The organism is Mycobacterium sp., from assembly GCF_008709575.1.
Lineage (GTDB): Bacteria > Actinomycetota > Actinomycetes > Mycobacteriales > Mycobacteriaceae > Mycobacterium.
On the sequence record NZ_VYIK01000413.1, the window covers coordinates 1 to 651 of the forward strand.

1 protein-coding gene is annotated in these 651 nt (G+C 66.4%); it reads right to left on the reverse strand.

The window, feature by feature from the left end:
* Positions 1-80: 80 nt before the first annotated feature.
* Positions 81-651 (reverse strand): site-specific integrase (locus F6Q13_RS19300; protein ID WP_293059943.1); only part of this gene is annotated, 571 nt, incomplete at its 5' end.

The following is a 651-nucleotide window of genomic DNA, read 5'->3' on the forward strand; positions in this document are numbered from 1 at the left end:
AAAGCGTGTGACGGGTAACCCCCGTCCGAGGGTTCAAATCCCTCCGCCACCGCCAGCATTTCCGCAGTTCAGAGCCTGTTTTACCGGCCCGAACCGGGCTTCGTGGACACGTTTTGGACACAAAATTCCGGCGCGAACTTCGCGTGCAGGCTCGCAGCAACCGCGTCGAGGTCGCTGTCGAACAGGTCGGCGTACACCCGCAACGTGACGGCAGGGTCTTTGTGGCCCAGCATGCGAGCCAAGGCCAGCAAATTGACGCCTGCGCTCACGGCCAGGCTCGCGCAGGTGTGCCGCAGATCGTGCGGAGTGATGGATTGGACGTCGGCGCGTTTCACCGCTGCCTGAAACCATCCGCCGTCGGACTTCGGACGGGGCAGGTAGCGCACGCCGTCACCGAACACCAGCGCGTCGGGGCCGCGACCCTGGCACTGCGCCGCCAGTTCGTTCAAAACGAACGCGGGCACGGGCACCGACCGGGCTTCGCGACCCTTGGTCGGCCCCACGACGTGGTGGGAGTCGATCTGGACAGCGTTCTCGCTGACGTTCAACCGGCGCCGCAAGAACTCGACATCGCGCACCCGCAAGGCGACAGCTTCACCCCACCGCAGGCCGCAGTAGGCCAGCGTCAGCACCAGCGCCCGGTGCTGGCCG